Origin of the sequence: Flavobacterium sp. FlaQc-28, from assembly GCF_044007415.1 — a bacterium.
In the GTDB taxonomy this organism is placed as follows: Bacteria; Bacteroidota; Bacteroidia; order Flavobacteriales; family Flavobacteriaceae; genus Flavobacterium.
The window spans coordinates 204,510-230,866 of the sequence record NZ_JBIPCM010000006.1; the positions used below are offsets into that span (position 1 = coordinate 204,510).

20 protein-coding genes are annotated in these 26,357 nt (G+C 33.8%); 13 read left to right on the forward strand and 7 right to left on the reverse strand.

The window, feature by feature from the left end; genetic code table 11:
- Positions 1-14: 14 nt before the first annotated feature.
- Together ACHRVL_RS16570 and ACHRVL_RS16575 are read left to right on the forward strand one after the other, a co-directional pair.
- Positions 15-3,182 (forward strand): efflux RND transporter permease subunit, encoded by a 3,168-nt coding sequence (locus ACHRVL_RS16570; protein ID WP_129022804.1) that lies wholly within the window; start codon positions 15-17, stop codon positions 3,180-3,182.
- The gene (locus ACHRVL_RS16575) at positions 3,175-4,626 is read left to right on the forward strand and encodes a TolC family protein (RefSeq protein ID WP_395414539.1); all 1,452 of its coding nucleotides are present in this window, start codon (positions 3,175-3,177) and stop codon (positions 4,624-4,626) included. Before ACHRVL_RS16570 ends, ACHRVL_RS16575 begins: the two co-directional genes overlap by 8 nt.
- A 64-nt stretch (positions 4,627-4,690) precedes the next feature.
- Here ACHRVL_RS16575 and ACHRVL_RS16580 read toward each other — a convergent pair whose 3' ends face one another.
- Positions 4,691-5,440 (reverse strand): DeoR/GlpR family DNA-binding transcription regulator, encoded by a 750-nt coding sequence (locus ACHRVL_RS16580; protein ID WP_395414542.1) that lies wholly within the window; start codon positions 5,438-5,440, stop codon positions 4,691-4,693.
- Positions 5,441-5,524: 84 nt separating this feature from the next.
- Between ACHRVL_RS16580 and ACHRVL_RS16585 the strand changes: the two genes are divergently transcribed.
- Entirely contained in the window at positions 5,525-6,058 is a 534-nt protein-coding gene (locus ACHRVL_RS16585; protein WP_089053033.1) for a 5'(3')-deoxyribonucleotidase, read from the forward strand.
- An 89-nt stretch (positions 6,059-6,147) separates the two neighbouring features.
- On the opposite strand, the gene ACHRVL_RS16590 is transcribed toward ACHRVL_RS16585, so the two are convergent.
- Together ACHRVL_RS16590 and ACHRVL_RS16595 are read right to left on the reverse strand one after the other, a co-directional pair.
- Entirely contained in the window at positions 6,148-7,857 is a 1,710-nt protein-coding gene (locus ACHRVL_RS16590) for an ATP-binding protein (protein WP_395414545.1), read from the reverse strand.
- Positions 7,858-7,913: 56 nt separating this feature from the next.
- Complete coding sequence (locus ACHRVL_RS16595; protein WP_395414548.1) at positions 7,914-8,114, reverse strand: hypothetical protein; 201 nt, start codon at positions 8,112-8,114, stop codon at positions 7,914-7,916.
- Between the two features lie 1,064 nt (positions 8,115-9,178).
- Between ACHRVL_RS16595 and ACHRVL_RS16600 the strand changes: the two genes are divergently transcribed.
- Entirely contained in the window at positions 9,179-9,535 is a 357-nt protein-coding gene (locus ACHRVL_RS16600; RefSeq protein ID WP_395414551.1) for a hypothetical protein, read from the forward strand.
- Positions 9,536-9,623: 88 nt separating this feature from the next.
- Here the strand turns inward: ACHRVL_RS16600 and ACHRVL_RS16605 are convergent, their stop codons facing one another.
- Positions 9,624-10,976 carry a GH1 family beta-glucosidase gene (locus ACHRVL_RS16605; protein WP_395414554.1) on the reverse strand — a complete coding sequence of 451 codons (1,353 nt, stop codon included), beginning with the start codon at positions 10,974-10,976 and terminating at the stop codon, positions 9,624-9,626.
- A 341-nt stretch (positions 10,977-11,317) separates the two neighbouring features.
- Here ACHRVL_RS16605 and ACHRVL_RS16610 point away from each other — a divergent pair, with 341 nt between their 5' ends.
- Positions 11,318-11,734 carry a lipocalin family protein gene (locus ACHRVL_RS16610; RefSeq protein ID WP_395414557.1) on the forward strand — a complete coding sequence of 139 codons (417 nt, stop codon included), beginning with the start codon at positions 11,318-11,320 and terminating at the stop codon, positions 11,732-11,734.
- 416 nt (positions 11,735-12,150) lie between these two features.
- Positions 12,151-13,590, forward strand: a complete 1,440-nt coding sequence (locus ACHRVL_RS16615) for a glycosyltransferase (RefSeq protein ID WP_395414560.1) — start codon at positions 12,151-12,153, stop codon at positions 13,588-13,590.
- A 51-nt stretch (positions 13,591-13,641) separates the two neighbouring features.
- Here the strand turns inward: ACHRVL_RS16615 and ACHRVL_RS16620 are convergent, their stop codons facing one another.
- The 3 genes from ACHRVL_RS16620 to ACHRVL_RS16630 all read right to left on the reverse strand — a co-directional run bounded on the left by ACHRVL_RS16620 (position 13,642) and on the right by ACHRVL_RS16630 (position 15,820).
- Positions 13,642-14,034, reverse strand: a complete 393-nt coding sequence (locus ACHRVL_RS16620; protein WP_395414563.1) for a DUF5367 family protein — start codon at positions 14,032-14,034, stop codon at positions 13,642-13,644.
- Between the two features lie 4 nt (positions 14,035-14,038).
- On the reverse strand, positions 14,039-14,869 hold the full coding sequence (locus tag ACHRVL_RS16625; RefSeq protein WP_395414566.1) for an NmrA family transcriptional regulator: 831 nt from the start codon (positions 14,867-14,869) through the stop codon (positions 14,039-14,041).
- A gap of 72 nt (positions 14,870-14,941) precedes the next feature.
- Positions 14,942-15,820 carry a helix-turn-helix domain-containing protein gene (locus ACHRVL_RS16630; RefSeq protein WP_395414569.1) on the reverse strand — a complete coding sequence of 293 codons (879 nt, stop codon included), beginning with the start codon at positions 15,818-15,820 and terminating at the stop codon, positions 14,942-14,944.
- Positions 15,821-16,228: 408 nt separating this feature from the next.
- Between ACHRVL_RS16630 and ACHRVL_RS16635 the strand changes: the two genes are divergently transcribed.
- The 7 genes from ACHRVL_RS16635 to ACHRVL_RS16665 all read left to right on the forward strand — a co-directional run bounded on the left by ACHRVL_RS16635 (position 16,229) and on the right by ACHRVL_RS16665 (position 26,352).
- Complete coding sequence (locus ACHRVL_RS16635) at positions 16,229-16,819, forward strand: RNA polymerase sigma-70 factor (protein WP_395414572.1); 591 nt, start codon at positions 16,229-16,231, stop codon at positions 16,817-16,819.
- Between the two features lie 171 nt (positions 16,820-16,990).
- Positions 16,991-18,142 carry a FecR family protein gene (locus tag ACHRVL_RS16640; protein ID WP_395414575.1) on the forward strand — a complete coding sequence of 384 codons (1,152 nt, stop codon included), beginning with the start codon at positions 16,991-16,993 and terminating at the stop codon, positions 18,140-18,142.
- Between the two features lie 112 nt (positions 18,143-18,254).
- On the forward strand, positions 18,255-21,635 hold the full coding sequence (locus ACHRVL_RS16645; RefSeq protein ID WP_395414578.1) for a SusC/RagA family TonB-linked outer membrane protein: 3,381 nt from the start codon (positions 18,255-18,257) through the stop codon (positions 21,633-21,635).
- A gap of 10 nt (positions 21,636-21,645) precedes the next feature.
- Complete coding sequence (locus tag ACHRVL_RS16650; RefSeq protein ID WP_395414580.1) at positions 21,646-23,091, forward strand: RagB/SusD family nutrient uptake outer membrane protein; 1,446 nt, start codon at positions 21,646-21,648, stop codon at positions 23,089-23,091.
- Between the two features lie 15 nt (positions 23,092-23,106).
- Positions 23,107-23,880, forward strand: a complete 774-nt coding sequence (locus ACHRVL_RS16655) for a DUF4843 domain-containing protein (protein WP_395414582.1) — start codon at positions 23,107-23,109, stop codon at positions 23,878-23,880.
- Positions 23,881-23,914: 34 nt separating this feature from the next.
- Positions 23,915-25,405, forward strand: a complete 1,491-nt coding sequence (locus tag ACHRVL_RS16660) for a PKD-like family lipoprotein (protein ID WP_395414584.1) — start codon at positions 23,915-23,917, stop codon at positions 25,403-25,405.
- Positions 25,406-25,479: 74 nt separating this feature from the next.
- Positions 25,480-26,352, forward strand: a complete 873-nt coding sequence (locus tag ACHRVL_RS16665) for a thioredoxin family protein (RefSeq protein ID WP_395414586.1) — start codon at positions 25,480-25,482, stop codon at positions 26,350-26,352.
- Positions 26,353-26,357 lie beyond the last annotated feature (5 nt).

Genomic DNA, 26,357 nt, shown 5'->3' on the forward strand with positions numbered 1-26,357 from the left:
AAAAAAGATATACAATGTTTAATAAGTTTATTCAAAGACCAGTACTGTCGATAGTAATATCGCTGATAATTGTCTTTTTAGGGGTTTTGTCGGTATTGAATTTACCAATTACTCAGTTCCCTACAATTTCACCTCCAATGGTGAATGTCACTGCAGATTATCCTGGATCTAATGGTGAATTAATGATCAAAGCGGTTGTTATTCCACTGGAAAGAGCTCTAAATGGAGTTCCAGGAATGAAATATATGGCTTCAGATGCCGGAAATGATGGTGAAGCTACGATTAAGGTAGTATTTAATTTAGGTACAGACCCAAATCAGGCGGCGATTAACGTTCAAAACCGTGTGGCTTCAGTTACCAATAAACTACCTCCTTTAGTAATTAGAGAAGGTATTAAAATTACCCGCGAAGTACCAAGTATGTTGATGTACGTGAATCTTTACAGTACAGATAAAAATACCGACATGAAGTTCTTGTACAACTATGCCGATATCAACGTACTTTCTGAATTGAAAAGGGTTAATGGTATTGGTGCTGGAGATATCTTAGGAACACGTGAATATGCAATGCGTATCTGGTTGAAACCAGATCGTATGTTAGCCTATAAAATTTCTGCAGATGAGATAATGGAAGCCTTATCAAGTCAGAGTTTGGAGGCTTCTCCTGGAAAAACGGGAGAAAGTTCTGGTAAACGTTCACAGGCATTTGAGTACGTATTGAAATATTCTGGGCGTTTTACAACTAAAGAACAATATGAGAACATTGTAGTAAAAGCAAATCCAAATGGAGAGCTTTTAAGATTAAAAGATGTTGCCAAAGTCGAATTTGGAAGTTCGATGTACGATATTTATTCGAACTTGAACGGAAAACCATCTGCTGCTATTGTATTAAAACAATCTTTTGGAAGTAACGCCAATCAAGTTATTGAAGAAGTTAAAGCTAAGCTGGAAAAAATTAAAACAAGATTTCCAAAAGGAATGGATTATGAAATTTCGTATGACGTTTCTAAATTCTTAGATGCCTCTATTGAAAAAGTAATTCATACTTTGGTTGAAGCATTTATTCTAGTAGGTTTAGTCGTTTTCCTTTTCTTAGGAGACTGGCGTTCAACAGTTATTCCGGCAATTGCGGTACCTGTATCGTTAATTGGAACTTTTGTGTTCATGACATTCTTTGATATTTCATTGAACTTAATCACATTATTTGCCTTAGTATTAGCAATTGGAGTCGTCGTCGATGATGCGATTGTAGTTATTGAGGCCGTTCACGCCAAGATGGAAGAGGAACATCTTTCGGCATTTAAAGCGACTAAAAAAGCAATGCACGAGATTGCAGGAGCAATTATCGCTATTACGTTCCTTATGGCTGCGGTATTTATTCCAGTTGCATTTATGTCTGGTCCTGTTGGAATATTTTACAGACAATTCTCTGTGACTATGGCAACTGCGATTATCCTTTCGGGTATTGTGGCTTTGACATTGACGCCAGCGCTTTGTGCAATGATGTTAAAAAATAATCACGGACAGCCTAAAAAGAAAACACCAGCAAATAGATTTATAGATGCTTTCAACGAAAAATTCAATTTAGCACAAGGCAAATATCAAAATCTGTTAGGTAAAATTGTCAACAGAAGAGTGGTTACTATAGTTGCACTTCTTGTTTTCTGTGCAGGAACATGGATTATAAGCAGTACTGTTCCTTCAGGATTTATTCCTAATGAAGATCAGGGAATGTTTTATGCCGTAATTCAGACACCGCCTGGTTCTTCTTTAGAAAGAACTAATAATATTGCAGAGAGAGTTCAAAAAATTGCCGAAGATATCGACGGTGTAAAATCAGTTTCCTCATTAGCAGGTTATGAGATTTTGTCTGAAGGTACAGGAGCTAACTCAGGAACGTGTTTGGTTAATTTGAAAGACTGGAGTGACAGAAAAGAATCTGTTGTTGAGATTATGCATGACATGGAGGAAAAATGTAAAGATATTGCGGGAGCTAATATCGAATTTTTCCAACCGCCTGCTGTACCAGGATATGGTGCTGCCGGAGGATTTGAGCTTCGATTGTTAGATAAAACCGGTTCTGTAGATTACAAAAAGATGGAACAGGTAAACAACGATTTTGTTGCTGAATTGAATAAGCAGCCAGAATTATCTAACGTGTTTAGTTTTTACAGTTCTAGTTTCCCTCAATACATGATGAAAGTTGACAATGACTTGGCACAGCAAAAAGGTGTTTCTATCGAAAACGCTATGAATACCTTGTCAACACTTGTGGGAAGTAATTACGAAATCAGTTTTATCAAATTTGGTATTAACTATAAAGTTATTGTTCAGGCTTCACCAGAATATCGTGCACAGCCAGATGATATCTTAAAATTGTACGTGAAAAATAATCGTGATGAAATGGTGCCTTTTTCTGCTTTTATGAAATTAGAAAAAGTGTACGGGCTTTCGGAAATTACACGTCATAATATGTATACCTCAACTCAGATTAGTGGTTCTCCGGCTGCAGGTTATAGTTCTGGTACAGCGATTAAAGTAATTCAAAAAGTGGCTGCCGAAAAACTGCCAAGAGGATATGATATTGACTGGGCAGGTATCTCTGCCGATGAGGTTGCTCAAGGAAATCAAGCTATTTGGGTATTCTTAATTTGTTTAGGATTCGTTTATTTAGTTTTAGCAGCTCAATATGAAAGTTTTATTCTGCCATTATCAGTGATTTTCTCATTGCCTGCAGGTATTTTTGGAGCATTCCTTTTATTAAAACTAACAGGATTAGAGAATAACATTTATGCGCAAGTTGCCATGGTAATGCTTATCGGTTTATTAGGTAAAAATGCCGTATTAATTGTAGAGTTTGCTATACAAAGGCATGCAGCAGGCAAATCAGTTTTAGATGCTGCAATGGAAGGTGCAAAAGCAAGGTTCCGTCCAATTTTGATGACCTCATTTGCTTTTATTGCGGGATTATTGCCGCTTACATTTGCAACAGGTCCGGGTAGAATTGGTAACAGAACAATTGGTACTGCTGCCGCTGGAGGTATGCTTATAGGAACCATTTGCGGTGTATTTGTAATTCCGGGCTTGTATTTCATTTTTGCCAAAATTGCCGAGAAACACAAATTGGTAAAACATGAAGAAGAAAATCCATTAACAGAAGAAATTGACAACAATCATGTATAAATTCAAATCATATCAATATGGTATTGCATTAGGTATTTGTCTTACGGTTGCAGGGTGTAAAGCCCCTGCGCCTGAGGCAGCAATAACTACAAGCACGCCAGTTCCTGAATCATTTGGAACAACAGCTCCAACTCAGGATGCAAATAATAATACAGCAGCTTTAGCTTGGAAAGATTACTTTAAAGATCAGAATCTTGTAGATTTAATTGATATTGCACTGAAGAACAATCAAGAGTTAAATATAACTTTACAGGAAATCGAAATCGCAAAGAACGATATTCGAGTAAAGAAAGGACTTTTATTACCAACAGTTGGGGTTCGCGCCGGAGCTGGAGTAGAAAAAGTGGGTAGATATACCAGTCAAGGTGCAGGTGATGCTTCTACAGAAATTAAACCTGGAAAAGAAACGCCGGATCCGCTTGGCGATTTTACCATTTCGGCGTATGCCAACTGGGAAGTAGATATTTGGAAAAAACTGCGTAATTCTAAAAAAGCAGCTTTAAACAGATATTTAGCTACTGTTGAAGGTAAAAACTTTGTAATTACAAACCTCATCGCTGAAGTTGCCGATTCTTATTATGAATTAATGGCCTTAGACAATCAGTTGGATATTGTAAAACAAACGATCAAATTGCAGACAAATGCTTTAGAAATTGTAAAGATTCAAAAGCAGGCGGCAAGAGCAACTGAGTTAGGAGTTAAGAAATTTGAAGCTGAGGTTTTAACTTCGCAAAGTATGGAGTTTGATATTTTACAGCAAATAAAAGAATCTGAAAACAAAATCAACTTTTTGCTGGGTAGATATCCACAAGAAATTAAAAGAACAAGCAATACTAATTTCTTAAGTTTATTGCCGGCTGCTGTAAGTTCTGGAATTCCATCGCAATTGTTAGCGAATCGTCCAGATGTGAAGCAAGCAGAATTAGAATTAGTAGCTGCAAAATTAGATGTAAAAGTAGCTCGTGCTGAGTTTTATCCTTCTTTAGATATTACTGCGGCAATTGGAGTAAATGCATTTAAACCTTCTTATTTGTTTACCATGCCAGAATCACTTTTGTATTCATTGGCTGGTGATCTTGTTGCGCCTTTGATTAACAGAAATGCAATTAAAGCCGAATTTGCGAGTGCAAATGCAAGACAGCTTCAAGCGCTATACAATTATGATAGAACAGTTTTAAATGCCTATTTAGAAGTTTCAAATCAATTGTCTAAAATTCAGAATCTTCAAAAAGGTTATGATCTTAAATCAAAACAAGTAGATGCTTTAAATACTTCAATAGATGTTTCAAACGATTTGTTTAAGTCAGCAAGAGTAGATTATTTCGAAGTTTTGATGACGCAGCGTGATGCACTAGAAGCTAAACTAGAATTGGTGGATACTAAAAAAGAACAATTAAATGCTGCAGTCCATGTTTACAGAGATTTGGGCGGCGGATGGAAATAATATTGCCTGTTAATTTGTAGAGAAAAAGCCTTTCTGGAGTGAAATCCTGAAAGGCTTTTTTGTTTTAAACAATTGTAATTCCTGCATTTTTGTATGCTTTCAAAGATTCTTCTTCTGGTGAAACATTGGTTACTAAAACATTAATATCTTTAATTGGACACACAAAATACGATTCTGCAGTTCCTACTTTTTCAATAGAACTTAAGGCGATAACAAAGTTGGAGTTCTGAATCATATTTTTTTTCAGCATAGAATCATCGTATAAAATTCCCGTAATGCCCCGTTCATGATGAATGCTGCAGATTCCTAAAATGAAGATGTCTGCTCTAAAATTCCTAAAGAAATCAATAGTTTCAATACTCGAAGTTGCGAAAGAAGTTTTGCACATTTTTCCTCCTGCAAAAATCAAATCAATGTTGGGCAAATCTTCAATCAAAGCCGCAACAGGAAAACTATTTGTTATAACCGTTAACTTTAAATCATAAGGAAAGCTAGCCACTAAAGCGAGCGAAGTTGTTCCTCCGTCTATAAATACAACCTGTCCGTCTTTTAATAAAGGAAGGGCTTTTTCTGCAATAATCTTTTTATTCTCAAGATCGTGTTTTTCTCTATTTCTAAAGTGAAGCGGAATTGGTGACGGCGCAACTGCACCACCTCGAACTGCTTTTAATAAACCTTGATCCGAAAGTTCTTTTACGTCTCGTCTAATTGTATCTTCTGAGACATTTAAATACTCGCTAAGTCCCTGTAAAGTAACGCGATGCTCTTTTGATAAGTATTCTAAAATTACTTTTTGACGTTCTTCTTTTTTCATCTATTGCAAATTTATATTGCAAAAATAAGTTAAAAATTGCAAAGTTTTGCAATTTTTGCATAATTTTACCGCAAAATTAAAACTATGAAAAAGAAAACTATTGCCGTTGACATGGATGGCGTACTTGCCGATATAGAATCACAAATGATTGAACAATTTAATAAAGAATACGGAATGAACCTTTCGAAAGAAGGAATTCAGGGATTAAGTGAAGAAGAAGCTTTTAAAGGAAGAGAGCTTTTACACGGAATTTTAAATAAAGGTAACTTTTTTAGAAGCCTGCCTGTTATGCCGGATGCTGTTGAAAGTTTGCAGAAGCTGCAAGAGAATTTTGAAATTTTTATAGTTTCGGCTGCGACCGAATTCCCAATTTCACTTGCTGAAAAAGTAGCTTGGCTTGGCGAACATTTTCCTTTTATTAAATGGGAAAATATTGTTTTGTGCGGCAGCAAACGAATCATCAATACAGATTATTTGATTGATGATCATAGCAAAAATTTAGATTACTGCATGGGTAAACCTATTATGTTTACGGCATTTCACAATATAAACCAAACGCATCACTTAAGAGTGAACAACTGGAAAGAAGCAGTTGCGGTTTTAAACGAAACATTATAAGCTTAAAAGGTTATAATAGTTGTTTTTTGAAGATAAAAGCCTTTCGGAAGAAATTCTGAAAGGCTTTTTATAAAACAGTACTATTTAGTTTATTTAGGTATCGATATTTTGACTTTAAACCCTTTGTCAGGCTCCGTTTCAAAATTAATAGTTCCTTTAACGGCTAGTATACGGCTTTCTACGTTTTGGAGACCATTTTTAGAAATCTTTGTTTTCTCGCAGCCTTTACCGTTGTCAGTATAGTTTATTAGAATTGATTTTGGATCATTTTCAAATTTTATTACAACCAAGCTTGCGTTGCTGTGTTTTTTCATATTCACCATTAATTCCTGTAAAATTCGGCTGATAGCGATCTTTTTTACATCATCAATACTTTCCCAGTTTATATTCTCTAAGTTAGTAGCAATGATATTTGTTGCGTTGGTATTATACATCGAAAGCATTTCTTTTATGCTGTTGGTAAAATTGGTCCCAGTATCAATTCGATTGTTTTCTTTAGAAATTCCTCTCACACGTCCGTAAATATCATCTAATTTTTGAAGCAGGTTTTCTTTGGTACTTTCGGCAGATAAAGGTTGAGACTCCGCAAAAGCAATCACATGAAATACATCGTTTGCTAATTCATCGTGGATTTTTTTAGCAATTCGAGTTTCAGTATTATACGAAGTCTTAAATTCTATCGCTTTATTTTTATTTTTATAATAGCGTATTAAGATGGCTATTAATAGGACTAGAAAAATAAAAAGAATTACAAATCCAATTCTCAGATAGTTGGCTTTTTGCAGTGCTAATTGGTTTTCTGCTTTTTCTAAACGGAGTGTTGCATTTTCATCTTTTTCCTTTTTAGCATCGTATTTAATTTTAGCAAACTTGTTTTTAAAATTATTTCGAACTTTAATTATACTGTCGTTTAATGTAAAATACTTTTGTACATATTTGCTGTTTGTGGCACCGTGATTATTAGAAATTAGAATTTGCAGTGCTTCTAATCTTTCATCGACACTATTTAATTTTGTGGCTGTATTATAAGCAGCTTGAGCATTTTCATTTGATTTTTGAATATCCTTTTTAGAATAATAATCGGCAAGGTGCAGATAACTTTCAATGCTTCCGTAGGTATCATTAACTTCGTTTCTTAGTTGAAGACCTTCATTCATTAATTGGAATCCTTTTTCATCGATGCCTTTTTTAAAATAGGCATAGCCTAAATTGTCAATAATTATAGACAGCTTAGCAGCTTCGGTTTTCTCATTTAATATTTTTTTTCTTAAAAGGGATTCTAGAAGAGCAATTGCTTTGTCATATTTTTTTTGATGAATATAAACAACGGCAATATTATTTAAAGCCATTTGCTTTCCAAGAAGACTTGTTCCGCTATTAACGGCTTCTTTATAGTTAAAAACGGCATCATTATAAAGAGAGAGTTCTTTGTCAGCAATACCTAGTAGATTATTTATCTCAGCTATATATTGTGCATTTTTTTTAGCATAAGGCAACGCTTCGGTTACAGTTTCCTTACTGCCATAATAATCTCCATTGACTTGTTGAATTAAAGCGATTTGAATAAGTATATACCCAATATTAGCACTGTCTTTTAATTTTTCATAAAGTTGTTTAGATGTATTAAACTCATAAAAAGCGGAATTGAAGTTTTGTTTCTTATAATTTTCAATTGCTTGATTTCTTAAAGTAAGTGCCTCTTTTCGTGTAGAGTCGGTATTGGTGGTAATGGTCTTTTTTTCTTCACAGGAAAAAAGAAAAAGGAGTATTATAAAATAAAAAAACGGGGACCGTAACATACAAGTTTACTTTCCCCGAAAATAGTAATTTATTAGATACTAAAAATATATTTTTATTATGGTTTTGGCGGTGTTGTACTACCTGTCCCATCTCCAGGACCATCAGCGTCATCTGGAGGAAGATCTTCACCAGGTCCTGCAGCAAAGCCATCTTTTTTTTCTATTTTTTTAGTTGGCTGCGTTTCATACTCGTCTGGAGTACAAGAAAATATAGTGAATAATAACGCAAAAGCGATAAATAGTATAAGTTTTTTCATTTTGATTTATTTTTAGAAATTAGACATAGGTAGGGCCGTCTGGAGTTGATCCAGAATTTTTTAAGGCAATACCAAATAGGTTTTGGGAAGTAAAGTGTGGAGAACAGTAAGACGTTGTTTATACTTCCCGAATAAACTTGGTCTTACAGTTTTTCACGCTGTAATTAGAACTAGTTTTTAATATTGTTTTAGTCTGCAGACAAAACTTGAACTAATTTCTTGGTGCAAAGTAAAGGCGCTTTAAAGCCTTTACTGGCAAGGGATTCCCAGAATTCCCGCGTATTCCTGAGATTCCCGAGAATTCCCAGAAAAAAAGTATACAAAGTCTAGTTTAAATTATTAAATGGTATTTAAGTTCAAATAAATCTATAATAGTATAGATGCAAAAAGTCCGATAAAAGTTGGTTTCGAACGATTAAAAAATGCAGAAATAATAGAGAGTTGAAACAAAAATTGAAAATGAGGATAAGAGTTTACTTGTAGAAGTCAAAAATAATGGCATATAAAAAAATATTTTGGTGAATAATAAAAATGAGGCGTCGAAAGAACATTCCCAAAAGGGAAATCTTTTCTAAATTGTACGTTTATATTTTCTAGAAAAATGAATCAGAAAATATATCCGAGAAAAAAAATTAAGGTTGAAAAAGGAGTAATCGCTCAGCTATTTTCTGCAAGTTTGAACTTTGTGCAGAAGAAAGATTAGGCAGCATATTTTCTAAAGGAAATCGAAAAGCATTTTGAAGAGTAAAATGCGTAAAAATGTAATTTTTTAAAGGGCAAATAAGGCGTGTAAATTGCTTGTTTTTTGGCATATATGATCTGTTATTTATACTATAAAGATAAGAAAAAATAATCAGTAAACCTAATAAAAACCAGTAAAATAAGTGATTTTTTTTGCTTTTTTAGCGATAAATTTTCTGGATTTTTCCCTTTTAGCAATTTTCTTTTTCAAAGAAGTAAAACTCGTTTTTATAGCGGATCGATTGTCATAAAATTATTTATATTTATAAAATAATAATAGAGATTTTAATTTCTAGTCTCTCTTAATTTAAAAACATCTTTTTATGAAAAAGCTTCTATTAGTATTAATTGTGTTATGCATGTTTGGCTGTAAAAAATATGTTGTTTCGTTCGAACAACCTACGAATAGTAAACTTGATAACGTAAAGCTGGAAATACTTCTGGACAAAGAGAAAGTTCAGGAAATTAACTTAAAAGCGGCAAGCGGAATTCCGGGTTATGAAACGGTAGAACTGCCAATATCAGAAGAAGGGAAACATCTGCTTCAGATTAAAGCAAAAGATACAACTTTTAGTTATGATATAAAATATCCCGAAGAGCAATATATTAGAGTAGTATCGCATTTAAAAGCGAATGGTAAGCTTCATGTTGGAATCTTAAAAAGGCAATACAATTTTTAGATTAGATCAATCGTTGAATTTGTTTAAAATAGAAAAAGCCTTTCGCAATTTAATTGTGAAAGGCTTTTTCTATTTTCGAACATGAGGTTTACGACAAAAAATCTTTAAACCATAAACCTGAGTTTTTAATGGTTCGTTTTTGAGTATTAAAATCCACATGAATTAATCCAAAGCGGGCATTGTAACCTTCAGCCCATTCGAAGTTATCTGTTAAACTCCAGACAAAGTAGCCTTCGACGTTTAAGCCTTCTTCTTTTGCTTTTAAGATTTGTTCTAAATGATCTTGAATATAATGCGTTCGTTTAATATCAAAAATTTTTCCGTTAGTGATCGTATCGGCAAAAGCAGCGCCATTTTCGGTAATAATTATTTTTTTGATGCCTTTGTATTCATTAAACTTTTTTAGGACATGATACAATGCAGGCGGATATACTTCCCAACCCATTTCGGTTGAAATGACATTTCGTTTATCAGCGCTTACCAATTCTGCACCAATGTAGGGAATCAATAAAGACGATTTTACAACTTCGCGCGTGTAACATTGAAGACCAATAAAATCAAAATGAAAATCGAGATTGTTTAAATCATCTTCCAGAATATAATTATTGAGTTTTTTAAGCACTGGAAGATCTTTCTGCGGATAACCAAGTCCTAAAATTGGCTCTATGAAAGTTCTGTTCAGTAAAGTATCTACACGTTTCGCGGCTTCAATATCTTTAGCATTTTGTGTAGCAGGTTCGATATGAGTACAGGAAAAAGTAGTTCCAATATTTGCGTCAGGAATTGCATTTCGCAATACTTTTGCACCTTTTGCAGTTGCCAGTGTTACGTGATGCATGGCTTTTAGGTAATTGGAAATTCCTTTTTTTCCTGGTGCGTGAATACCTAAAAAATATCCAGCTCCAGTAAACACTGAGGGTTCATTGATAACCATCCAGTTTTTTACACGATCTCCAAAATAATGAGCGCAAACAGCCGCATAATCCGAAAACCAAGTAACAGATTCTCGGTTCGTCCAGCCTCCCTTTACTTCTAAAACATGGGGTAAATCCCAGTGATAAAGCGTAATCCAAGGTTCGATTCCAGATGCAAGCAGCGAATCTATAATTTTATTGTAATAATCGATTCCAGCTTGATTTACAGGATGAACACCAGTGGGCATGATTCTGGGCCACGAAATAGAAAACCTAAAATTAGGAATATTTAATTCGCGAATTAAATCAATATCTGTTTGGTACGAATTATAGAAATCGCAAGCGGTTATGGCATGATGATCGTTTTTTATTTTTCCTTTTTGAGAAGTAAAAACGTCCCAAATAGAAGAGCCTTTTCCGTCAGCATCGTGTGCGCCTTCAATTTGGAAAGCGGCGGTAGAAACACCCCACAAGAAATCTTCACCAAATTGGTTTTTGTTTAGAAATGAGTTTTCAACTTTATTCATTCAATCGGATTTTCCTTTATTTAAAGTCTATTTATTAATGAAGGAAAGAGGACTGCATCGCTCTTAAAAAAAGCCATTCTTTGAATGAAACTAGAAAATTTAGATTAAAGAATTTCATGATATTTAGTTTTAATCAAATTAATAAAACTAATGTGAATTTATTGTAAAGTGATTATTATCAAATAATTAAATATAAAATAAGATAGGGTTTTGTTCATTGACTTTTAGTTTTTAAATGCAGATTTCAAATGCGATTTATGTAAATCATTCTTATAATCATGAAACTTTTTGTAGGTATATACTTTTAATTTAGTCATTATAACTTTTAACGAAAAACCGACATGAAAAATAGAAAAATAATATTCGTACTAGCCTTAAGTTTTGGAATGTTCGCTGTTTCTTGCAGCAGTGATGATAATGAAGGAGAAACAATAATTCCGATACAAGGAAAATATAACTTAAGCAAAACAGGAAAAATTGTAGGTGGAGAGGAAGTATTAATTGATGCTCCAGAAAATGCAGCAGGATGTACTAGAGATTATTTAGAACTTAGATTAAGTAATACAGCAGTTATAGGTGATTATGAAGGTACTGAATGCAGCTTAACAGAAACCAGCGGAACTTATGTACGATCTCATAATGATTTAACAATTACTATTGGTAATTTAAGTACAACCAGCGATATTATGAACCTTACTAATAAGGAACTAAAATTGAAGGATAAAACTACTGGTGAAATAACGGTTTATACCAGATAACATCTCTTATTTTGAATAAAAACGGAAATATCTTAAAAGTTATTTCCGTTTTTACTTTTATAACGATGCCTTAATTTTTTTACTAAATATTCAAGGCAATTTTATCTTAAATTGATCGTTATAGTATTACATTACACTTCTTCGTAATTGAAAAAATCCCTTTATTTTCAGCGTCTTCAGCACACAATTAGTGTGTAAACTGTTTACAAGTGTAAAAAAAATACACACTTCATTTTTGTAGCTTAATTTGTAACATCCTAAAATTCAGCTAAAAGCTATTATGGCACGTAGCTTGTAAATTGGGTACATGTCAATCTTTTATAAAAAATAAATTTTAGCGCTTATTTAAGTAAATGCACAAAATCAATATCATTTTAATAAAAGCCAATAAACAGAATTAATACAACAAATAAGACATGGAAAGTGAATCAATTATCTCAAAGCAATTTTATGCCGGCAGCGATATAAGCAAAGACGCACAAATAAGCACTTCAATTTTTAAGAGCAACAATACTAAAACAAAAAAACATATAGAACGACCAACAAGTCTATTTGGATTGATGGTACTTGCAGGAACTTTTTTATTAATGCTTACGGGCGCATTTTTTGTATTTCAGTTTCAACCTGATTTTGACCAGCTTCATTTTGAAAGAATAAATTCGACTGGCGGACTTATTTTTTTAGGAATCACCGTATTTCTGTTTGTCTTTAAAGGCGGTATTTTTCTTTATAATTTATTTCTATACTTGAAATACAAACCAGTAGAATCAGTATCTGATGAGTTATTGCCAACTTGTACGGTAATTGTGCCTGCATACAACGAAGGTAAATTGGTTTACGATACTTTGATGAGTTTAGCCAATAGTGATTTTCCTGAGCATAAATTGCAGCTTCTGGCAATTGATGATGGAAGCAAAGATGGTACTTGGTATTGGATTCAACAAGCAAAAGTAAAATTAGGTGATCGTGTAGCCATTTTTCAACAGCCTAAAAATCAAGGAAAACGCCACGCACTTTACCGTGGTTTTAATTTGGGAACAGGGGAGATTTTTGTAACTGTCGACAGTGATTCGATCGTTAAAAAAGATACTTTAAGAAATTTAGTAAGTCCGTTTGTTACTAATGAAAAATGTGGTGCAGTTGCTGGAAATGTTCAGGTTTTGAATAATAAAAAAGCAATTTTACCAAAAATGCTGAATGTGAGTTTTGTAATGAGCTTTGAGTTTATGCGTTCTGCCGAAAGTATGCTGGGTTCTGTTCTTTGTACGCCGGGAGCTTTGGCTGCATATCGCAGTACGGCAGTTTTTGAATGTCTGCCAGAATGGATTGAGCAAACTTTTATGGGACAACCGTCGGACATTGGAGAAGACCGCGCTATGACAAACATGATTTTAAAACAAGGAAAACATGTATTATTTCAACGAAATGCTATTGTACTTACAAATGTTCCAGAAGATTATACTGGATTGTATAAAATGTTTATAAGATGGGGCAGAAGTAATGTTCGTGAAAATATTATGATGCTGAAATATGTTTTTAAAGATTTTAGAAAAGAATCTAAATTTGGAGCCAGATTATTATGTACCGATCAATCATTGCGAATCATTATGACCTATCCGTTTTTGATTTTTATGTTTTATTTTATAGCAACACATCCTTTATTGTTTATCAGCGCAACGCTTTTAGGAATATTGATTGTGTCAAGCTTTTCAATGTTGTTCTATGCAAAAAGATATTCTTTGGCAGAATCATTTTGGGCTTATTCATACAGCGTTTTTTATACCTTCGGATTATTTTGGATCGCTCCATATTCAATAATTACCGCTCGTAAAAAAGGATGGCTTACTAGAGGTTAATATTTCCACAAACTACTATTTATATTTAATTCTGAAAACTCCTGTCTACCACTAAACAGGAGTTTTTTTTATGTCTTGTCTTTTTTTCCAAATATAAACTGTAGAAGCATTTGTAAAAGCTAAGATCCACAAAACCGGACTTGTAAAAAAGGTTTCGTAACTCCTGCCGTTTGGAATTTCAACGTATGGCACTGTTATAAAAACATCTAGAATTAATGCTGTAACAGACATTATAATTCCTAATTGTAAACCACTCATTTTATATTCTTTCAGATAATAAAACTTTGCAGCTCCAATGGCAAAAAATATAATAAAAATTATGATAAGCATCGACTGCCATAAAAATGACTGTTCTAGAAAATAAACTTTTTCTAATGCATAAAAGGAAAGACTTACTGCGATCCAAACTAAAATTCCCGAAAAAACGGCTCTAAAAAATCGCATGATTTTAATTTTTTGGATTCCAGATTCCAGTCTTGGCAGTTTCTTTTGCATAAGCGCTGAAGTCTTTTGCTTTTCGTCCAAGTATATTTTCAATATCTTGAGTGATATTAGAATTTCTTCCGTCTAAAACCTGCTCAAAGAGATAGTTTACGAGCCAGATATGATCTTCAGGAACCTGATATTCGCGCAACATCTGAGTATATTCTTCCAGCGATAAACTTTGAAAAGTTATGTTTCTACCGCTGGCTTCCGCAATTTCATTTACGGCCTGTTTAAAAGTCAGTAATCTTGGACCCGTTAGTTCATAAGTTTTTCCGTTATGGCTGTCATTCAAAAGCGCAGTTGTAACAACATCGGCAATATCATCGGCATCTGTAAAAGGTTCAAGTGCTTCGGCTCTTGGTAAAGCAACAATTCCATAAAGAATTGGATCTAAGAAAAAGCTTTCGCTAAAATTTTGATTAAACCAGCTTGCACGGATAATCGTCCAATATTTGGCATTTTTCTTTACGATTTCTTCGCAAACTTGAGCTTCTTTTTCGCCTCTTCCAGAAAGTAAAACTATTTTTTGCACACCGTTTTTTGTGGCAAGTTTGGTAAAATTTTCGATCGCTTCTGCGGCAAAGGGCACAGCTAAATCGGGTTGAAAAGTAATATAAACGGTGTCAATATCTTTTACGACATTTTTCCAGGTTTGAGGATTTTCCCAATCAAATGGAATTTTCTCGTTTCGCGAACCTAAACGAATTTCGACTTCAGGATTATTTTCTAATCTTGCGGCAACTCTGCGTCCTGTTTTTCCATTGGAACCCAGAACTAAAATTTTCTTTTTCATATCAATATCTTTTTAAATGAATACTGATACAAAGTTGCTTAGATTAAGAATGAATCATTTGTTGTAAAAGAATTATGATTTGTTTGAAAAGAATTGGTGTTTTACATCATTTGGGCGCATTCCGAATTTTTTCTGAAAGGCATTCGAAAACGAACTTAAACTTTCATAACCTACTTCCCATGCTGATTCTTGAACTGTTTTTTCGCTTTCTCGGAGTAATTCATACGCTTTATTTAATCGTTCTTCCTGAACATATTTAAAAACGGGAACGCCGAAAAGCTCTTTAAAATTCTTTTTCAATTTGTTACTATTGAGTCCCACCATTTGTGATAATTGAGTTATCGATGGCGGTGTTGAATACTGAGTCGTGACGATTTCTTTTGCCTGAAAGAGTTTGTTTTTATCCACTTCAGACAACTCCGATTTTTTTTCAGAAGCTAAAAGCGCATAGAAGTGGGCTAAAAGTTCATTTACCTGACTTTTTAAAAATAATAAACGTGTATTTCCTGTATAAGAAGTATTAAATATTTTTTGAACTGCCAATTGCATTTCGAGCGTCATATAAAACGACGGGCCTTTTACAAAATGTTCTTTAGGGTTTAATAACTGCGGCAGATGATTTTCAAAAATTTCTTTTTCGGCTTGCGAAAGAGAATTTAAATTTTTGAGTTTTGTAAAAATACTAATAGACTGCAGTGGTTTATCAGGCTCTATTTTATGAGAGAATTCTACTTTTTGATTTCCAAAAAAGCAAATTGCTAAACCTGTTGTGTTTACCAAATATTTTGTCTGATTATTGTGTTTAATTTCCAACTCAACATTGCCGGAGCCATAAAAGGCAAAACCTAGAGCATCGCCGTCAATTTCGCATTTTTGAATTATTGTTTTTGTGGTATTCGAGTGCTCGATTAAAACAATACAATCGTGTAATTCTAAAATATCTGTTGTCATAGCAGGAAGATACAGTTTTGAAAAAGTAGGATAAGGTACTATTTATTTTTTAATCCTGTATTTTGTAGTGTCTTGCTTTGTAAACAAAATAGAATGATAACAAATTTGTTTTTATAGTTTTAAAGAAATTAGCTGCATGAAAAATGGATTTAACATTTTTATTTTAAGGGTAAATCTGTTAATGTTTTGCTAAAATTTTTAAGAGATTCTTTTTTTTACTTCAAAAGCATTGACAAATTTATATTTTGAGGCATGCATTTTTAAGTTATTTTAGAAGAGATGTAAAATTGGTTAAAATCAAAAATAAATGTTAAAAATACAACAAAAGCTCTTGGTTCATAACAAATTAAAAATATTCAAATATTTTATTATGTTTGCTGAAACTTACCTATTCAAACTAATAAACAATTGTCAAAACCAGACCTAAATCAAGATGTCATTTTAATAGACCGCTTACGTAATGGGGATGAAACTGCGTTGACTGAACTGTACAATAAATTTTGGCAGTCTTTGTTTATGTCTTCTTATAATGTGTTAAAGGATAGGGAATTGTGTGAGGATATTATTCAGGATATATTTATGAATATCTGGCACAATCGCGAGAAACTTGAAATTCATATTTCGTTAAAAGGATATATGTATGCCTGTGCCCGATATCAGGTTTTTAATCATATAAGAAAGAATAAAGACAAAATTCATGTCGAACTTTTTGATGATTTAGAAAAACGTTTTCAATATACCACGCCCGAGACCCAATTGATGCACGACGAATTGGTGTACCACATTAATTCTATAGTTGAGAATCTTCCTGAAAAATGCCAATTGGTTTATAAATTAAGCAGGGAAGAACAGCTAAGTCATAAAGAAATTGCTGAGCGCCTGAATATTTCTACAAAAACTGTCGAAAATCACATTACAAAAGCACTTCATACCATTCGTTTGTCAATGGGCAGCGCTCTGAGTGTGACAATGATTTTGTGGCTTTCTAAAAATCTTTAGAAGAAAGCTGAAATGATTACCAATTATAAGTCTAAACCGTTGAATTTTCTTATTTCTTACGGGACTTTTCTTAAAAAGATAAAAAAAATAAAAAAAAATACAATTTGGACTAGGGGGTAAATATCTTTTTAGATACTTACTTAATATACTCCCGCATTAATAGTAAAAAAAATGAAAAAAGAAGAATTCTTAACGTTATTAAACAGATATCTTTCTGGTGATACTAATCGGGAGGAGAATAAACAATTACTGCATTTTTACGAAAGTTTCCAGACTTCAAAAGAATGGGATGATTCTTTGGGGGCTAAAGATGAACTGGAACATAAAATGAGAATGCGTCTTCAAGAAACAATTCAGTCGAACGAAACAAAAACAATTCCGCTTAAACCATTTTATACTACAACTCGATTTAAGTTTATTGCTATGGCAGCGTCATTGTTATTGCTGATTTCGATTTCGATAATTGTTAATAAAACCAATCCACTCAAAATTGAAACCCCTGTTGTGGCTCACAAAGAAATTTTGATAGGAAGTGATAAAGCAACTTTGACATTAGAAGACGGTTCTGTAATTACATTAGAAAAAGGTAAAGCTTACAATAAAGGAAATGCTTCAAGTAATGGAGAAAAATTGGTTTACAATTCAAAAGATAATAAACCTGCGGGAATTAGAAATAACTTTTTAACGATTCCGAGAGGGGGACAGTTTTTTGTACAGCTGGCAGACAGCACAAAAGTCTGGTTAAACTCAGAATCACAATTAAGATATCCGGTTGCTTTTGTTGATGGAGAAACCAGACAAGTAGAACTGGTTTATGGAGAAGCCTATTTTGAAGTGTCACCAAGTACAAAACATAAAGGTTCCAAATTTAAAGTAAAAACCCAAATGCAAAATGTTGAGGTTATTGGTACCGAGTTTAATATTAAAGCCTACAAAGACGAAGCAGCAATTTATACCACATTGGTAAAAGGTAAAGTTGCCGTAAGTAATTCAAGCAATAAAGAAATTTTAACGCCAAACGAGCAATCAACAATTAGTAACAACAACGATCATATTGCTATTGCTCAGGTCGATGTGTACAATGAAATTTCCTGGAGAAAAGGTTTATTTGTTTTTAAAGGAATGCCGCTTAAGGAGATTGCAAAAGTACTGTCGCGATGGTACGATGTAGATATTGTGTTTGCAGATCCGGCACTTGGGAATGTGAAATTTAACGGTGTTTTGAATAAAAATCAAAAACTAGAAGACATATTAACGACAATTAAGAATATTAATTTTATTAATGCCTATGAGAAAAAAGACGATAAGATTATTATCAAGTAAAAAGAAAAGGGATTAAAGTTCAGACCTCTCACCGTACAGCACTTTATCCCTTTCTATGTATCAATCCATTGATCAGTTTTAATAACCAACCAACCAATTAACATGTAAATTTATGAAATTTAAATTAACCAGTGCCTATTTCTATCTTAGAAAAGGGCTAATTATTAACATTATGAGAACTTTTGTATTCTTGTTTTGTACTACAATTTTTGGTTTTTCGCCCGTAAATCTATTTTCACAAAACACAAAAGTTGTAATTGCCGCTGATAAAACAGTGTCTGTAGATGAAGTTTTTGAAATCATTAAAAAGCAGACAGATTATACTTTTATTTATCAGGAAGATTTATTTAAAAAATTGCCTAAAGTACATCTTAAAAAAGGAAAAATCCGTGTGAATGACCTTTTAGAAAATACCTTTTCCAGTAAAGATTTTGATTTTAGTTTTTCAAATGGAAATACAATTATAGTTAGAAAAGTACCAAAAGAACATGAACTTGTCTTTCAGTCAAAATTGATTGAAATAAAAGGTACTGTTACCAATGATAAAGGAGATCCTATTCCAGGTGTAAATATCAAAGTAAAAGGTACAGGTGCAGCCACTCAAACTGATTTTGACGGGAAATATAGTATTACAGCTCCAGAAGACGGACAAGTTTTGTTTACTTATATTGGACATCGTGCGCAGGTTGTTGATGTTAATAAAAGAAAAGTAATTAACATTAAACTTTCTGAAGAAAGAAACGAATTAGAGGGTGTTGTTGTCAATACCGGAGTTACTGTACGTAAAAAGGAATTGATTACTGGAGCAGTTTCGACCTTTAGAGGCGAAGAGTTAAGACAGATTTCTACACAAAATGTGGTTCAAGCTTTAAAAACTTTGGATCCTTCTTTTATTGTTTTGAGTAACAATATTGCGGGGTCTAATCCAAATGTATTGCCTGTAATTGAGGTGAGAGGGCAAACAAGTTTATCTGTTAATCAGGTAGACGATCAATTTAAAGAAGATCCAAACCAGCCGTTGTTTATTTTGGACGGATTTCCAACTACTTTACAACAGATTGTTGATTTAGATATTAATAGAATTGCAAGCGTTACTTTACTTAAAGATGCGGCTTCTACAGCATTATACGGTTCACGTTCAGCAAATGGAGTTGTTGTTGTTGAAACCAATAAACCCATTCCTGGACAACTACAGCTTTCTTATGTTTATAATTCCTCTTACGAATTAGCAGATTTGAGTGTTTATAATTTAATGAATGCAGAGCAAAAACTAGAATTCGAAAGAATCTCGGGAGCTTATACTCCAAGTCCTGGAACTCCTTTACAAACCGTTTATAAATGGAATGATGTTTATAACCAGCGTTTGGCGGCAGTACGTCGTGGCGTTAATACCTATTGGCTTAACGAACCTATTCAAATGGGATTAACATCTGGACACAGTTTGACCATTGGCGGAGGATCAGAAGAACTTCGATTTAATTTGGCTGGAAATTACAAAACTGTTTCAGGAACTATGAAAGGTACTGAACACAATACCTGGGGTTATAGTGCCAATGTAACATACAAACGAAAAAAATTAAGTATCAATAATAATCTATTGGTTTCAGGAGCTGACAATCAGGAGTCTCCTTATGGCGATTTTGCTACTTGGGCAAGGGTGAGTCCATACTATGAAAAATATAATGAAAATGGTGTAGCAACCCGTTATTTAGATGGATCTTCATTACCATTGCAGCCAGGCGAACTGATTATTAATCAGCCGGAAAATCCTTTGTACAATGTTAGATTGAATAGTTTTAACAAGAGCGGTGAATTTAATTTCACGAACAACTTTGCGCTTAATTACGATTTCAATCCACATATAAAAACAACTGCCGCAATTTCTGTCACAAGAATTGACAAACAAAAAACAGAATTTGTTTCGCCGGATGATACACGATATATATTAGATATTCCATCTGAGAAAGGAAAATATAGAAGAAGAGATTATTTGACTAATAAATGGAATGCAAATATTGGAGGTACCTATTCAAATGTTTTTAATAATGTTCATTCTATAAATTATACAATGCGAGCTTCGGCATACGAAACAAACTATGATGCTTACGGTTCTATTTTGAGAGGATTTCCTTTAGGAGTTCCAGGAAACCCGTCTTTTGCTTTTGGATTTGAAAAAAACTCACAGCCGTTTGTCGATTATGAATTAGTTAGAAGTGTCGATTTAACTAATCAGGTGAACTATGCTTACGACAGAAAATATTTGTTCGATTTTACGCAGACAATTTCAGGAGCGACAAACTTTGGGACAAACAAAAAATATTCGCCGTATTGGGGTGTTGGTTTAGGATGGAACATCAACAACGAGTTTAAGATGGATCAAAATATTGTCAATATTTTTAAAGTTCGTGCCAATTTTGGACAAACTGGAAATCAAAATTTAGTAGGATATGCGTCCCATGATATTTACGAATACGATCCTAACACTAATATTTTTGGAGCAGGATTAAATATTACCCAATTATCAAATGCTGATTTAGAACCTCAGAAAACAGAAGATTTATCTTTAGGATTAGATCTGGCAATGTTTAGAAACAGGCTTACACTGACTTTGGGAGCTTATAAGCGTCAGACTTCACCACAAATTGTTGCTATAGATCTTGCTGCTTCTACCGGAGTAACTGCTTATCCGTTAAATGTAGGTTATATCACGACCCGCGGATTAGAACTAAAAGCAAATTATAATATCATCAACAACTTAAGACAGAATATTATTTGGGGTCTCGGATTAACAGCAACCACAAACGAAAATGAATTAGGAGGTTTTAATAATGCACTGGCTTCTTTAAATGATGCCGCTAAAAAAACTACTAGTCTTACCAGATATTATGATGGCGCAAGTACAAATGATCTTTGGGCCGTACCTTCATTAGGAATTGATCCTGGAACAGGAAGAGAAGTTTTCTTAAAGAAAAATGGAGAAACCACTTTTGTATTAGATAAAAAAGATGAGGTTGTAATGGGAAATTCGAGAGAAATAGCCACCGGAGTTGTTTCTACAACTTTTAATTATAAGAACTTTAATATCGGAGTTTTCATCCGTTATAGTTTTGGTGCAGATAGATTTAATACTGCATTGTACAGCAAAGTAGAAAATATCGATTCAGATAATATTTTTGAAAATCAGGATGCGAGAGCATTTTTGGATCGTTGGACTACGCCAGGACAAATGGCTCAGTTCAAGGCAATCAGTTTGACGAGTGTAACTCCTATTTCATCCCGTTTTATTCAAAAAGATGATTATATAGCCGGAGAAGCTCTTCGTATAGGATACAGAGTAACCAACAGAGAATGGCTGAAGAAATCAGGAATGGCCGGATTAGGATTTAATGCCTATGCCAATGATTTTTTCAAAGTTTCGACTATGAAAGCCGAACGAGGAATCAGCTATCCTTTTTCAAGAATTTTTTCTTTAAGTCTAAGCGTAACATTTTAATACCATTATTATGAATCAGTATTTAAACAAAATTGCATTATCAATCCTGATAGCGTTTTCGGCAGTAAGCTGCAGTAATTTTCTGGATGTGGTGCCTCAGGATAAAATTTTAGAATCTCAAATATTTAAAGATGAAGCCGGAATGCAGAATGTGCATAACGGACTTTATATGATGCTTGCATCTGATGAGCTTTATGGCAGACAGCTTACTATGGATGCGGTAGATATTTTAGGGCAGCAGTATAACATGCCGGCTTCGCATACGAAAACCAAAATGGCTTTATACGCTTATGCAGAAGCCAATCCAAAAAAAGTTTTCACAGAGATTTGGCAAAAAGCGTTTACTACAATTCTGTCGGCCAATAAATTTCTGGAAAGTTTGGAAGAACATAGTGGAATTGCTTCTCCGGAAAAAGCAAATCTTTTAAGAGGTGAAGCAATTGCCATACGTGCAATGCTGCATTTTGATATGCTGCGATTATATGGCCCAATTTACAAAGTAGATCCTTCTATGCCTGCAATACCCTATTATGATGCACCTGTGACTTCAAATAATCCAATTTTGTCAGCAAAAGATGCCATGAGCAAGATATTGGCAGACATTGATGCAGCATTGACGTTGTTACAAAAAGATCCAATCCTGACAACAGGAAAGTACAAAGCCACTAATGACTATGATGCAAATCCTTATTATTCTCAAAATAGAGGTATGAGAATGAATTATCTTGCTGTAAAATGTTTAAAAGCACGTGTACTTTTATATGCCGGAGATAAAGCGGGAGCATCGACAGTAGCAAACGAAGTGATTACGTTTACAAAATCGACGACGTTTTTTCCGTGGACCCCATTTTTAGATGCTACGAATGCTGCAAATCCCGACAAAATTTTTTCTTCAGAGAACTTCTTTGCTTTAAGTGATTACACTTTGTATAAAACGCAAGAAGATTTGTTTGATTCTAAGTTAGGAGACGCCATGATTTATGCTCCATTATTGAACAGATTAAATACAGTTTTTGAGTCAAATGATAACGATTACCGAAGCCTGCCGAGTTGGAAGATTCCTGTTGTGGGCGGAAAAACGCAAAAAACATTTTTTAAATATGCAGATGTGCCAGACAGCAGAATGGTTTTTCGCTTGCAGATCCCAATGTTCAAGCTTTCAGAAATGTATTTAATTGCAGCAGAAACGGCAGCAGTACCCGCAGACGGTATTGCTTTACTAAATACGCTTCGTTATAACAGAGGATTAACAAACCTGGCTGCGACAGCAGTTTTGGCAACAGAAGTGACAAAGGAATACAGGAAAGAATTTATGGGCGAGGGACAGCTGTTTTTTTATTACAAAAGAAATAATACCACAGCAATACCAAATGGCTCAGCAGCTTCCGGAAACGTTACAATGGGAGCGCTTCAGTATGTTGTGCCTTTGCCGGATGCCGAAATCAACTTTCAATAATTTAAAAAGATAAACATGAAAAAAATATTGATTTTAAGCTTTGCATTTTTATTCTTTTTAGGATTTACTTCATGCAATCAGGAAGAAATAGAAACCTATCACGATACAGATAACATTTATTTTTCGCCATCTGTTTTTACAATTCCGGCAAATGGGATGTTAATTACTACAGATAGTACAGGATTTAGTTTTGCGCTGGATAAAGCAGCAGTAGTAGATCGTATTTACAAAATTCCCATTAGAGTACAGGGAAAGGTAAGTGATGTCGACAGAAAAGTAAAAGTTGTAATCGATTCAAAAAGTACAGCTGTAGAAGGAACTCATTTTAAGCTTCCGGATAATATTGTTATGCATGCCGGCAAAGAAGTTGATTCAATTGAAGTGAAAGTGTTCAGAACCGCTGATATGAAAACGAATAGCTTTTTGCTGATCTTAAATTTAGAAGAAAACGAATCGTTTACTACTAATATGAAAAGCAAAGTAATCAATTCGCTTACCAACAAAACCATGAGTCATATTTCATACAAATTAACATTTGATGATAAATTATCGCAGCCGCCAGGATGGTTTGCAGGTTTTTTAGGCATTTTTACAGCAAAGAAATTTTTCTTAATGTGCGATTTAATGCATTTAGATCCAAGTATGTTTAATCAGAAATTGGGATCAACAGGATTGTCAATTCCAGATATTCAGTATTATCAAAACTATATGAAACGCTATCTGGCAGATCAAAAAGCAGCGGGAAATATTATTTATGAAGATGATGGAAAAGAAATGATTTTTCCTTAAAACGCATTTATTTTAAACTAAAAAATACAACAAAATGTTAAAAAATATAAAAATTCATTTAGCTCTTTCAGCATTGCTTGTTTTGGTTTGCAGTTGTGCCGATGATGAGGGAAATTACAATTATAACGAAATCAACGAAATAAAAGCAACCGGAATAGAAGCATCGTATACTGCTTATACGGGTGAAAAACTTAAAATTACACCAAATTTAAATGCGACCTTAGACGATAGTACTGATCCTGACCGCTATACATATGAATGGGTAGCTATCAATCCGGTAAAACTTGTAATGGACTCTAAAACTGTGATAGGTACAAATAAAAATTTTGATGCCGAATTAAAGTTACCACCTGCAAAATATACCGTTTATTATTTTGTAAAAGACAAAGTGACCGGAATAACCTGGAAGCATGAGCCTTTTACTTTAAATGTTGTTTCTTCCATTTATGAAGGTTGGATGATTATTGGTGATGTTGACGGAAAACCACGTCTGGATATGATATCAATTCTTCCTGGCGTAGCAACGCCGCGTATTATTACAGATGTATTAGATGTTGCAGGTTCAGCTCTTAAGTTAACAGGAAAAGCAGTAGATGTAGAATGTTTTAATCAACCTATATCTTCACCATTAATTTATGGAATTTATGTAACTACAACAGAAAACGGAACGGCAAGATTAGATCCGGATTCTTTTGGATGGACACTAGCGCAAAATTTAGCGTACGAAACGGTAGGAGGATCGCTGCCTACCAATTTTGGAGTCGATTTTATGAAATCTAATGGAAGCGGAGAAAATTTGATTTATAGTAAAGGAGATATTTACTACTATTATAGGGTATTGCAAATAAAATACGGTCTACCCCAAAACAAATTAGAATCTGAAACTAAAACTTTTTATGCAGCACCATTTATTGCAGAGAACGGAGGTACGTTTGGAACGCCAGTTTTTTATGATCAGACCGCCAGACGTTTTGTAAGATACTCGACTTCAAAAGGAACATGTGCGCCAATGCCCCCTGTTACAGGATCAGAAACCGCTTTAGATTGGAATAATACCAATTCTGATTTGGTTTATATGACCACTTCTGCCTTCAATCAAGATGAGAACTTTGCAGTTCTTAAAAACCTGACTTCTGGAAAATTCAATTTGCTTCGTTTCAACAGAGCTTTGGCACAAGTGTATTACAAAGAAATTTTGAACGCGCCTGATTTTGGTAAAGCCACAAAATTTGCTGTCAGTCCAGATTCTGGATATTTATTTTATGCCGTTGGAGGTAAATTATATGAGTATGATAACGGAACCCAAACAGCTAAATTGATGCTGGATAAAGGTGCCGAGGAAATTACCTATATCAATTTTAATCCAAGAGCTACTAATAAATCCAAATATTTGATTGTTGGAAGTTATGGAACAGCCGGAAAGTTAGAACTCTATGAAGTTCCTCCAGTAAATGGCAATTTAATTTTATTAAACAAATACGAGGGTTTATGCAAAATTGTTGATGTTGCATACCGCGGTAGATAACTAAAAAAAACTTAAACAAAGCCGAATGAAGAGGAAAATTCATTCTTCATTCGGTTTCTTAAAAACTACATTTTATGAAACGATTTTTTAAAATCGCAAGCGCTTTTTTGCTGCTTGCCTGTCCTTCTATTGCCTTAAAAGCACAAGCACAATCAACTGATGAAAGTTGGGAATCAGTCAAAAAACAAGCTCAAACAGAGAAGAAATTAATTTTTGTCGATTTGTATTTTACGGGTTGTATGCCGTGTGCACAAATGGATAAAGAAGTATTTCCTGATCCTAAAGTAGCCGCTGTTTTAAGTGCTGATTTTGTCACTTTCAAATCGGATATTTTGAAAGAAGAAATCGGTAAAAAACTATGTATGAAGTATGGCGTTACTGGATTTCCAACTTTTTTATTTATGAATGCAGATGGAAAAGTAATTGATACTGAAGGCGGTTTTCAAAACGCAGCACAATTTACAGCCTTACTGCAAAATGCAAAAGAAGCAGCTAAAAAAGGAAATTTCAAAAAGTACAGTACAGAAATTCAGGAAAAAGAGTATCCTGATTTTTACAAAGAGGCTTATTTGAACGGAAAAAGAAATGTTTCTTTTGAAACTGCCGATGCCTATTTAAAAGCTCAGCCTTCATTAACTGCCGAAGTTCCTTTTGTTATTATAAGTGGTTTAAGAATCGGACGTCAATACGATGACTTTTATTTAAAGAATGCAAAACAGCTTTATAAAGACTACGGTTCTGGAAGCGTTTCTAATCATGTGTTTACCATTTTACAGCGCAAGAAAAAAGAGTTCGAAAAAACGAATGATTTACCAGCTTTCAAGAAATTGTTAGAAGAAATGAAACCGCTTTATTCTGTAGAAGACTGGACAAAATTTGAGGGTATTTTATTGAAAGATTTTGGCGTAGAAAAAGTGGTAACTAATCCCTATACTTTACAAAAGTAGTTCGA

Bases quoted from the DNA above. Each gene is read 5' to 3' on its own strand.
- ACHRVL_RS16640 (WP_395414575.1), top strand. From the start codon at position 16,991: ATGAAAAAAGAAGAATTCTTAACGTTATTAAACAGATATCTTTCTGGT.
- ACHRVL_RS16600 (WP_395414551.1), top strand. From the start codon at position 9,179: ATGAAAAAGCTTCTATTAGTATTAATTGTGTTATGCATGTTTGGCTGT.
- ACHRVL_RS16615 (WP_395414560.1), top strand. From the start codon at position 12,151: ATGGAAAGTGAATCAATTATCTCAAAGCAATTTTATGCCGGCAGCGAT.
- ACHRVL_RS16645 (WP_395414578.1), top strand. From the start codon at position 18,255: ATGAAATTTAAATTAACCAGTGCCTATTTCTATCTTAGAAAAGGGCTA.
- ACHRVL_RS16575 (WP_395414539.1), top strand. From the start codon at position 3,175: ATGTATAAATTCAAATCATATCAATATGGTATTGCATTAGGTATTTGT.
- ACHRVL_RS16590 (WP_395414545.1), bottom strand. From the start codon at position 7,857: ATGTTACGGTCCCCGTTTTTTTATTTTATAATACTCCTTTTTCTTTTT.
- ACHRVL_RS16665 (WP_395414586.1), top strand. From the start codon at position 25,480: ATGAAACGATTTTTTAAAATCGCAAGCGCTTTTTTGCTGCTTGCCTGT.
- ACHRVL_RS16660 (WP_395414584.1), top strand. From the start codon at position 23,915: ATGTTAAAAAATATAAAAATTCATTTAGCTCTTTCAGCATTGCTTGTT.
- ACHRVL_RS16580 (WP_395414542.1), bottom strand. From the start codon at position 5,440: ATGAAAAAAGAAGAACGTCAAAAAGTAATTTTAGAATACTTATCAAAA.
- ACHRVL_RS16620 (WP_395414563.1), bottom strand. From the start codon at position 14,034: ATGCGATTTTTTAGAGCCGTTTTTTCGGGAATTTTAGTTTGGATCGCA.
- ACHRVL_RS16585 (WP_089053033.1), top strand. From the start codon at position 5,525: ATGAAAAAGAAAACTATTGCCGTTGACATGGATGGCGTACTTGCCGAT.
- ACHRVL_RS16610 (WP_395414557.1), top strand. From the start codon at position 11,318: ATGAAAAATAGAAAAATAATATTCGTACTAGCCTTAAGTTTTGGAATG.
- ACHRVL_RS16655 (WP_395414582.1), top strand. From the start codon at position 23,107: ATGAAAAAAATATTGATTTTAAGCTTTGCATTTTTATTCTTTTTAGGA.
- ACHRVL_RS16605 (WP_395414554.1), bottom strand. From the start codon at position 10,976: ATGAATAAAGTTGAAAACTCATTTCTAAACAAAAACCAATTTGGTGAA.
- ACHRVL_RS16570 (WP_129022804.1), top strand. From the start codon at position 15: ATGTTTAATAAGTTTATTCAAAGACCAGTACTGTCGATAGTAATATCG.
- ACHRVL_RS16625 (WP_395414566.1), bottom strand. From the start codon at position 14,869: ATGAAAAAGAAAATTTTAGTTCTGGGTTCCAATGGAAAAACAGGACGC.
- ACHRVL_RS16650 (WP_395414580.1), top strand. From the start codon at position 21,646: ATGAATCAGTATTTAAACAAAATTGCATTATCAATCCTGATAGCGTTT.
- ACHRVL_RS16595 (WP_395414548.1), bottom strand. From the start codon at position 8,114: ATGAAAAAACTTATACTATTTATCGCTTTTGCGTTATTATTCACTATA.
- ACHRVL_RS16630 (WP_395414569.1), bottom strand. From the start codon at position 15,820: ATGACAACAGATATTTTAGAATTACACGATTGTATTGTTTTAATCGAG.